The organism is Thermosphaera sp. (assembly GCF_059755995.1).
This window is the reverse complement of sequence record NZ_DBOUKL010000072.1, coordinates 1-9,624: the sequence shown is the minus strand read 5'-3', so window position 1 is coordinate 9,624 and position 9,624 is coordinate 1. Positions and strand designations below refer to the sequence as shown.

Sequence of the window (9,624 nt, the reverse complement as noted above, 5' to 3'; positions counted from 1 at the left end):
CCATGAGCGCGCTTGAAGCTGTCAGTGAGAAAGGCGTCATAACAACCTTTGCTAAAATAGTTGAGGACGGTCCAGGCATGGTTATAATCATGGTTTACCCTGACGGCAACAGGTCGATGATCAGATATCTCGGCGCAAACCAGTCTCTGACCCCGAGAGACGTGCCGCTGGACTTGCTGAAAGAGGCACACGTGTTGCACGTGGCATCCGTTAACCCTAGCTTAGCCTGCGAGGTAGCGAGCGTGGCTGAGAAATACGTTCCCCTTGTTTCATACGATCCAGGCGGATTCGTAAGCACAGCCCGCTCCAGGGTTTTGAAAACATTGAAGCACGTAGATGTCTTATTCCTCAACAAGCATGAAGCGTTGGTGCTTACCGAGGGTTCTCTCAGTAAGCTGGAAAACCTGAACGTAGAGCTTATCGCGTTAAAACTAGGGAGTAAAGGAGCTGTGGCAATAAATCACGGTAAAGCATGGTACTCTCATGCAGAGCCTGTTGAAAAACCTGCTGATACAACAGGCTCCGGGGACGCTTTCAACGCGCTATTTAATGCGATCTACATTGAAACCGGGAGCGTGGAGAAGGCGTTGAAGTACGCTGTAGCAGCCGGGGCTTTAAAAGCTTCTTGCCGAAGCAGCTTCATATGTGGCGATAAGAGAGTTTTCAGGAAACAGTTAATGAAGACAACGGTTAGGCCGTTATCAGGGAGCATAAGCGATATTGTGAATGAGTAACATGTCCTGTGCTGAACTAGCTAAAACCGTAGGACTCCTGTTGAGTAAAAACGCCTTTTACGGGTACAGAGCGGGGAAATCTAATAGCAAGGTAGTAATGGTTTTAGAAAACCAAGATTTAAAAACAGAGCTCAAATTCTTGAAATCCCATATAGTATTCAACTGCGACCCGGACAACCTTTACCTGACCAGTCTTCCAGTTTATTTTGATTCAACGCTATGGGAGGTAATCGACACTCTCTCAATGCTCGCCCGCTTCATATCTATTCATAAAATAGGTAAGCTAGCGATCATTTACGAGAAGAAAAGCCCTAGAAACATTCAAGTAACGAGAATTCTTAACGCACTGGTCAACGCGAGAAAGTATGATTTCACAACTATGTCGGATAGACTTAATGCCGCAATTCTCTTAGAAGACTTGCTGGAAACTTCCGAGAAGATAAGGATGATAAGAAGGAATTATTTAAGACATGAAAACTACGAAGAGTATCAGGTAGAATTGGAAAAACTCAGCAAGTTGTTAAGGATCGCTGAAAAATTGTTCGGGCCAGAATTCACTATGCTTTTGAAAACTATTAGTGAAGCAGTTGAAAAATCTGGAGAGGGATTGTCCTGGGAGGATGTTATTAAAGAGATCGTGAGAGAGAAGAGTATTTATTCCGGATGGGAAGCAAATACCTTGTTTATAACTCCATCAGATTTGAACATTAACATGGAGCTAGATGTTGTTTCGCTGATTAACGCCGTAATTGATAGGTTGGAGAGGGATAACATAGAAATATTCGTCTACATCCCCTTCAAGTATTCATTTCTAAGAAGCTATATCACGCTCACCAGCAGATTCATCATTCTCTAACCTGCTCATCTAAAACTTGATCAGCATTGATTCACACATAAAAGATGGAAGTATCGAATACTTAATTGTTGCAAGAGAGTGGTTGATCCTTATGGAAAAACCCATCAAAATATATCGAAACGAGGATGTCAAAAAGATCGTGGCTTGCATCCCCCCAGGACACTTCCACACAAGATTCATAATAGAGTTAAACGACCAGATAATAGTGCTCCAGGAGGCTACTGTTGCGGGATTGGTAAGGGCTTTCGCCCTCACATCTCTACACCCCACGAGACGCTCCATAGTACTAGTCTCTCAAGCACCTGAGGATCTTAAACAGGGTTTCGCTAAATACCAGTTAATTGAGAGTGGGGAGAAAGTTGCATGCGATTTTGATTGAAAAGGATCGTTTCACATCGTTCCAACGACGCTGAACGCGTGTTAATGTTGAAAATTTTTATTTAACGGAAAGAAGAATAGAATTAAGGTTGATTTGAATTTGGCTGGTACTAGTAAAATAACAGCTACTACTAGTCTTAAAACATGTTTCGAATTACTCCCTCTAAGTGTTCTCAGTCAGAAGCTTGAGGTTACATTGATAGTAACTCTCAACCAACCAGGTCGTAAGATATATGAATTCGCAGTAAAGGAGTCAGCAAACTATCCGGTTTACATAGATATTCGCAGCCCTACCTCGAACTGCAACCTAGTCATGATCGGGGAGCAGGTAACTCACTTATACTGCAAGGAAATACCTAGTTTCGAAGACACTGTTAAGGAATTAAACCGTATTTTATCATCGCGAGATTTATTTGAGGCGAGAATTTATAAGATAGAGCTATACCTACCCTTAACAGAGTTGGAGCCCATTGTGAGGCTGGTGCACGCACTCTATCTCTCAACAATAATGTGTAAGTTTGAGGAATCTATCTTCTTCATTCGCGAGCTAGAGAAGAGGGTGCAAGAGGAGTTAGCGTCTAAAGCCTTGTTCAAGAAAGACTCAAGCTGTGCGGGCAATTTAAGGAGAGAATTTCGCGAGTTGAAGAAAAAATTTGAAAAAATGCAGTTAGCAGAGTTTCTTGATCAACTGCAGGCTTTCGCTAAAATATATGTCTCTTGTAAAGCCTAACTCTAGATCCTTGGAAAATCCACTACTGTTTAAATAAGACATGATACTCGACAAGGCTAACTCAGCGGGTCAGACGATACTCCCAGTCTTATTCAATATTCAGGCCCGAGCTAATCGGAGCTGCTTCCCCTTTGATATCGTTCAAGACCCATGGGCTTGTACGAGAACTATTAACATTTTTTACGGCTCAATACTGCCCGAAATCTTTACTTAATAATTCTATTGTTAAAGATAAAAACTGTGTATCAAGCCCTTGAAAACGCATTCAGAGCAAGGCTACCATATCGTCTTAATTCGTACGAAGCCGCTACGTCGTATCCAGTCCCCGGTGTCTCTAGCGAAAACTAGAGAGGCTTGCACCTTTATCAAGGATTTCACTCAAAATCAAGCCTCTTCAAATACTAGTCACGAGCATTATTCAGAAACCGGGTTCGGGTCCGATGTTTAAGAGGTGACTCATGATTAGGCTTTGCCCCAATAATGGACAGAGGATATAAAAGCCTGAGTTAGATTTTTATATATTCGAATACGATAGAACTCCTGGAGGTTGAAGGTATTGAGTCGTGATCAAATGATAGGATGGTTACTTGTACTGTCCTCGTTGATAATTATCATTATCTACGGATACGTGCTTTTCCTAACAGAGTACAGCTTCATACTCGTCCAGCTAACCCTGATGATCGCTGTAATCGGCGTTTTCGGCATACTGGGATGGATAGGGTACACTCTAGCCACAACGCCTCCGCCTAAACCTATTGAGGAAATTGAGAAAGAGATTGAGGAAGAGTTGAAAAAGCTTGAGCAGGAGGCTAAAACGGGTTAAACGGTGCAGTTAACCCCGCATTTTTCAAGGAGAAAGCTCGTGAACTCCTTATCCTCCCTTAACATGTAGTCTAAGTAAGTTAGTAGGAACTGGTATTGCTGGATATATAATTCTACAAACCGGCCTTCATCCGCGGCTTGAACAAGCCTCTTAACAATGTTTTCAAACTCTGCACGGCTTTCTTCATGCTCCCTCCTCTTAGCCCGAGGGTAGTTATACTTCGCCATCAACTGCTCTTCAACCCTGAAATGTCCCAGAATTGACTCATAGGCTTCTTTAATCAGCCCAGGAACCTGGTCCACTCTCCCGTCTAGGATAGCGATAAAGACCTTTTGGAATTCGGTGAACATTTTCTCATGAGCCTTGTCGAGAACAGGTATCCCGACCTCGTATTTCTTCAACCACTCGATAAAGATAGGTTTGACTCTGTAAACTCGAAGCTCACCCCTGCCTTCTACGCACGCACGAGTAAGAAGCTCGACGTATTTATCAGCGTTTTCTTCAACCCCGAGACACTCAACGTTGACGATCGTTGAAGCTTTCGCCAATATTAAGCAGTTAACACCTTTCTCATTCCTATAATCTAGTAGCAAGTAATCTTCCTCCCGAGCCTTTGAAACCTCCCGTGCCAAATCCCTCAAGGTTTGACCAAGATGCTCCAGTCTTTCAAGCTCAAGCAGGTCTCTTAGCCTGCTTAACCTTATCTTCTGAGAAGCGTTTCGAAGCATTGGCGAAAAACTCACGCCACAATCATTGCTCAATGAATCGGTGGCTCCGGCTTCTGGTATCAAAAACCAACTCCTCATAATTTGTAAATTAATTTTTAAGCTTATAATTCATTATTCAATACAGACTTAGTAATGTTCTCTCGTTTTTAAGGAAACCGCATGAAATCATGATCCCGAAAAGGGGTGGACTATGCAGGCTGGAAAGTATATACTAGGTCTAACCGTTGCAACGATCTTAGCAAGTATTGTGTTCGCCAGCGTATTCATATACTACCCTGCGATCGTTCAAGTTTCCCCTACCTCCCCACCAGTCATATTTGTCGAAGGAAGCAATAGCAATCAGAGAGACTTGTACGGGACGATTATTTCAACCATTATCGATGCAACAGGCACCAGCGCATCAGTCACGCTTCACCCTACCTATCAGAGAACGTACTATTCGGATGTGTTAAGAATTAAGAACTTGGACTCCCAGGTCTACTACGTGAAAGTGAACATCCACTCGACAATCACTGATGGGAACCTGGCTCGTGCCAAACTACTTTTCTACGACGGGGCAACCAAGGTAGGAGAGGTGGACTTGTTAACAACTCAGTTGCAACCAGGTGGCTGGGTGGTTCTAAACGGCAACGGGGAGCTCAAAATCGACTTTGAATTCATATATGGGACCAACGGAGGTAGCTCGACAACGCCCCCAACCGGAGGCGGGACTATCCTTCTAGAGCTTGTGTACAGCACTGCAAACACTGAGACGCCGCCGTGAGGTGAATCATCATTGTGGACAAAATTTTCTTTTTCGCCAAATTTTTTAAAACATCATTGAAAACCCTACTCATCTTGTTCGTTGTGGCTCCCTATTTTACAAGCTTGCACGCAGGGGTTTATGTGTATAACCCTTTGCAAGCACAAATCTCTCCTGTTCCACCCCCTGTTGTTTTAACCGTTTTAGACAGCCCGCTCGTACCTTTCAATATCACTAAGAGGTCTAACAACACCATTTACTGGAGCGATTTCGAGCAAACCTCCCCTGATTGGTTGGCAAGAAGAGGTGGCTGGTGGATCAGTGCAAATGGTTACAAAGGAAGCGGGGCGAGTGGTCAGGATAACAATGGTGGAATAGGAGGAGCGTCACAGTATTATTTAAACCTCGCTTTGAGCTCGTACGTAGAGTTCTACGTGGGCGTTAAAATAAGATACACGGGTACAGGTTGGGCTGGAATAGTCTTGATTAACAATAACCTCAACCGCTTGTATGAGATCTCCATAAACCCTTCTGGCGCTAGCGCAAGACTAAACATTTGGAGCTATAACGTTGAGAGTCTTAATGGGTGGAGTCAATTAGCATCTTCCCCAAACTTCTCCTATACTGATCAATGGTACACATTAATAGTGAGGTACCAGTACACTCCAACCTCTATCATCATCACCGCGGGAATTTACTCGGAAAACGGTGTATACTTAACCTCGGTTTCAGCAACAAGCACCAGCAACAGAAGGTTCCCTGCTCAATACGTGGGGTTGGAGATAGATGGGGGGAGCGCTATATTCGACGATTTCGTCCTTTCGAGAAGGAGCCCTGCATACCTGACTGTCACAGGACTCTCTCCCAACGCTTATGCTCGGTTATACGATTCAAATGGAAGCCTTGTAGGGGAGGAGGTCTCAGACGCTAATGGGACCGCGATGTTAAGCGTTGTCAAAGACCTTGTCACGGGAGTGGGCGATGACGGTGTATTACAGATCGCTTCGAACAATACTTCTAGCTCGGCGAAAACATCCACTCCACTGATAGGTGGCGAAGAGTATTTGGTTTCAAGCGCTAAGGCTTTCGAGGGATACGCAGATCCTACGTATACTGGTGCTACAGTATTCTTCTACATTAATTGCTCCGAGTTGAGACTGAGCGTAATTCAACTTTATCCTGTCTCCGCAGAAGAGTTTGACGTAAGCCTCATCCTAGAATCTATTGAAGCGGTAGGGAAGGCTACATTCAATATAACGCTGGAATCTTCAAGCATGAGTTCATCCCCGATAACGATTGTGAACGGAGAGGTAATATCCCCTCACACCTCTACCTTGACCCTCCGACAGAAAGGTCTAAAAGTAGTTGTAAGCGGACTCTTTTTCAGAAGCGTCTACATGGCTAAACTCTCTGTTGAGTACTGTTTTTCGAGTAAGTCTGTCTGCGTATCATATCCTCTTACTCTCTACGGTTTAGGAGGTGAAAAATCGTGAAGGAGAGGACGAGAAGAATTATCCGAATAGTATACCTAATTCTCATAGTCAGTCTTAGCATTGGAGCAAGATTCATCCCAACCCCGCTAGGTTTTTTCACAGTTTCAGGCTTTTCAATGTATCCCACGCTAAAGCCGGGCGACCTTGTTATTGGGGTGGGATCCTTCATTAGCTCGTATAAGGAGGGAGACGTGGTAATCTATTGTGTCGATGTATCAACATGTGTCGTACATAGGCTAATGTTGGTGAACGGGACATACGCTATTACCAAGGGCGATTATAATCCTTCTAACGACCCCCCTTTTTCGACCGAGCTTATAAGGTTTAAAGTAATAGGTGCCATACCGTTGCTAATATGGCTTCCATTAATCGTGATATCACTCATATTCGTCTTCTTCCCAGTAAGTCCGTGGAAAGGTCTTAAACAAGCCTTTGTCATGGAGACATTCGTGTTCCTTATCTTTCTGCTACTTAATCTTACCTACCTCACTATTTATGTTTTGCAAACCCCTCCGGCTCTGACAAAGCTATCGCTTCCTAGCATGAGCCTTGCAAGATTATTCTCAGAAGCCGGTTACTCAGCATTAACCATAGATTATCACTCGACGGGGTTGAGAATAAAGGGGGTTGAGGAATGTCTTTTAACTGCTCAATCATTAACAATGCAATGCTCCAGCTACTATATCGATGGCGATAAAGTTCTGGTTCATCCGCCCGCCGAGTTTTACGCGCAACTTTACGTTAACAATCTCTCAGCTTTCATGGTTAAGCTAAGACTTTCACTAGACCAGGGATTCCTAATAGGGAAATACCCCTTTGTAATAGACTGGAAAAAACCCGTCTTATCAGTAGTGAATGATAAACTAGTGATTTTTAACCCTAATCCCGTCCCCATTGAAATACTCGGCTACAAGATCAGGAGCAACGTTGAAGGTCTAAGAGTCCAGTATATGGGTGAGGTTAGAGAATTCTCTGCACCTGGCTTCACCCTCAAGCCTTTTGAGACCAGGGAAATCGACCTCGCAGGGATTACAACACAAGGCTACGTTGAAGTAAGATACACCTTCATGAACCAGACCCTTACATGGGTGGGGAGGCTTGACAAGTAATAAGAATAATTTACTGGCCTATCAGTTTATTGCAGGATGCTTTGCAATAGTCTACAGCTTAACCATACTCCTCGTGCTAATAATACCTCTTTACATCCTGGACGGGGTATTAAAGGGCTTCATAGCCTTCTCCTTCTACCAGTTGAAAATAGGTGATACACTGGTCAGAATACCTGAGCTTGAGAAAGCCGTAAGCCTCAGCATACCGATCACTTTGAACAGTCTTTTCCTACTCGTCCTAGGACTCAATTCAGTTACATACTGGGTCTACAGGAGGCATAATCCATTACTAGCCAGGCTAATGTTCCCGACCTCCCTGGCCTCCATATTCTCCACAACCTTCTTCTACATGACTCACATCGTTTACATAGGGAGAGTGGTTGAATCCCTTATCGGGGAGTATGTCGAGACAAATTCAGCTGGAATCTTGATCCTTGGGAGAATAAGCATGGAGATACCGCCTCTAGCCAACATCGTACTATCCCCTATTCCACTCTTATTTCTCTCCATTCTCAACGCTGTGGTCGCGACAATGTGGGTTTTACGGACCTATGAAAGGCTACCTCCTTGAAGCATGTAGGACCGAGATTAACAGCAACGTGGAGATAAGCAAGCCCGCGATCACTATTCCTATGAAATCATAGAGGGTTGCCCCCACCCCTGTGCTCACCGTGATCACCAAACCTATGAGAGAGCATAACAAGCCCGAGATAACGGTGAGAGTGACTTTATACCTCCCGTACTTAGAGGCGGTCTCCGCTATAGAAACTATGCCGTAAAGAGCCAGTGAGAACCCTAGAAGCGTGATCATTACCCCGTAGGAGAAGTTGAAAACCCTGAGCAATGCTAAGCGAATGGTCTTAAACTCCCGAGAGATCAATCCCAAGGCAAGTCCGATTAGTGAGCCGGCGAAAACTATGTTGTTAGCCCCCGGGTAGACTCCTTTCTCTGCGTCGAACTCGCCTAGGTAGCTTGGGATGAAGCCGTCGCGGGATAAAGCATGAATCGCCCTTAAGGATGAAGCCCATGAAGTCAAAGCCGTGTTGAAAAAGAAGAGGAAGCCTGCGAAGCCAAGCAGTGTAATCAGTAAGGGGTTGCGAAGCGTTAGATAAAATGGGAGGAAAAGTGAAGGCTGCGGTATCATTTCAAGGGTGATAAACCTTTGAAGCAAATCAGGGTTGTTAAAATAGAGGTATGAGTATGCTGCGAGTGATTCGACCCCCGCTGCTTTCACAACACTGCTTGAGAAGAGATAGGTTAGAATTACCGTGAAATAAGCCGTGAACCCTCCGATTACATAGGCTTTCTCAGGCTCCTTTACCTCGCCCGAGAGAAACGCTGGTATCTCTAAACCCAGGTATGACCAGAAAACTATTAAGGCGTAGTTTAAAGTGGCCGACCTAATATCCGCGGTTAAAAGCGGCTGTAGAAAATGCTGTGCAGCTTCCTCACCGTTAAACACTATTCCCGCAATACTGTGGAACCCCACAATGTCATTCTCAGCTAATGAAATCGTTGAGAAAGATAGTATTGTGAAGCCGTAGAGGGTGAATAAAACTGTAAGGGGGAGTAGAGTGGTGAAGTATAAAGCCTTTCTAACAGCACCATATCCACCAGTATTGATCATCCAGATTGATGCTACCATAATGACTGAGAAAACCATCATGGAAACCGTTGAGTTTAGAACCAGGCCGAGCCCTGTCAGGAAGCCGTTCCCGGAGTAATATCCGGCGAGATATATTGGTGTGGATAAAAACTCGATGGAAAGAGATGTTAGAAAACCTATGGTGAGAAGCGCGCCGCTAGCAAACATGTAGAAGGCTGTTGATAAGAAGGCCATGTAGGGTGAAATTGTCTTAGATATCAAGACGTACGGTCCCCCGATATCCCTCACGTACATTCCTACCTGAATCATTGTGAGCACTATAGGGAGGAATGCTAGTCCTCCAACAACGTAAGAAATAGCTACGTCGGCACCATACACGCCTTGCCTTCCAATATCCTGCACAGAGTAGATGAGCAGTCCTGACG

At 44.4% G+C, this 9,624-nt stretch carries 11 protein-coding genes; 9 read left to right on the top strand and 2 right to left on the bottom strand.

The window, feature by feature from the left end; all coding sequences use genetic code 11:
- From AC3OH0_RS07165 to AC3OH0_RS07145, 5 genes are all read left to right on the top strand, one after another.
- Positions 1–734, top strand: a 734-nt coding sequence (locus tag AC3OH0_RS07165) for a carbohydrate kinase family protein (protein WP_498345311.1), incomplete at its 5' end; no start/stop codon positions are given.
- Between the two features lies 1 nt (position 735).
- A complete protein-coding gene (locus AC3OH0_RS07160) occupies positions 736–1,590 on the top strand; it encodes a hypothetical protein (RefSeq protein WP_498345310.1) in 855 nt (284 codons plus the stop codon).
- 16 nt (positions 1,591–1,606) lie between these two features.
- Positions 1,607–1,969: a hypothetical protein gene (locus AC3OH0_RS07155; protein ID WP_498345309.1), complete on the top strand. Its 363-nt coding sequence runs from the start codon at positions 1,607–1,609 to the stop codon at positions 1,967–1,969.
- A gap of 99 nt (positions 1,970–2,068) precedes the next feature.
- Positions 2,069–2,698 carry a hypothetical protein gene (locus AC3OH0_RS07150; protein ID WP_498345308.1) on the top strand — a complete coding sequence of 210 codons (630 nt, stop codon included), beginning with the start codon at positions 2,069–2,071 and terminating at the stop codon, positions 2,696–2,698.
- 556 nt (positions 2,699–3,254) lie between these two features.
- Positions 3,255–3,521: a transcriptional regulator gene (locus AC3OH0_RS07145; protein ID WP_498345307.1), complete on the top strand. Its 267-nt coding sequence runs from the start codon at positions 3,255–3,257 to the stop codon at positions 3,519–3,521.
- Here the strand turns inward: AC3OH0_RS07145 and AC3OH0_RS07140 are convergent.
- Positions 3,518–4,264, bottom strand: coding sequence for a bacteriohemerythrin (locus tag AC3OH0_RS07140; protein WP_498345306.1), 747 nt, complete (start codon positions 4,262–4,264; stop codon positions 3,518–3,520). The two genes, AC3OH0_RS07145 and AC3OH0_RS07140, sit on opposite strands and share 4 nt — an antisense overlap.
- A gap of 175 nt (positions 4,265–4,439) precedes the next feature.
- Between AC3OH0_RS07140 and AC3OH0_RS07135 the strand changes: the two genes are divergently transcribed.
- The 4 genes from AC3OH0_RS07135 (at position 4,440) to AC3OH0_RS07120 (ending at position 8,164) form a co-directional block, all read left to right on the top strand.
- Positions 4,440–5,012, top strand: coding sequence for a hypothetical protein (locus AC3OH0_RS07135; RefSeq protein WP_498345305.1), 573 nt, complete (start codon positions 4,440–4,442; stop codon positions 5,010–5,012).
- A gap of 122 nt (positions 5,013–5,134) precedes the next feature.
- Positions 5,135–6,484, top strand: a complete 1,350-nt coding sequence (locus tag AC3OH0_RS07130; RefSeq protein ID WP_498345304.1) for a hypothetical protein — start codon at positions 5,135–5,137, stop codon at positions 6,482–6,484.
- Entirely contained in the window at positions 6,481–7,593 is a 1,113-nt protein-coding gene (locus AC3OH0_RS07125; protein WP_498345303.1) for a signal peptidase I, read from the top strand. Before AC3OH0_RS07130 ends, AC3OH0_RS07125 begins: the two co-directional genes overlap by 4 nt.
- Positions 7,583–8,164, top strand: a complete 582-nt coding sequence (locus tag AC3OH0_RS07120) for a hypothetical protein (RefSeq protein WP_498345302.1) — start codon at positions 7,583–7,585, stop codon at positions 8,162–8,164. Before AC3OH0_RS07125 ends, AC3OH0_RS07120 begins: the two co-directional genes overlap by 11 nt.
- Here AC3OH0_RS07120 and AC3OH0_RS07115 read toward each other — a convergent pair.
- A partial coding sequence (locus AC3OH0_RS07115) for an APC family permease (RefSeq protein ID WP_498345301.1) occupies positions 8,153–9,624 on the bottom strand: 1,472 nt, incomplete at its 5' end. The two genes, AC3OH0_RS07120 and AC3OH0_RS07115, sit on opposite strands and share 12 nt — an antisense overlap.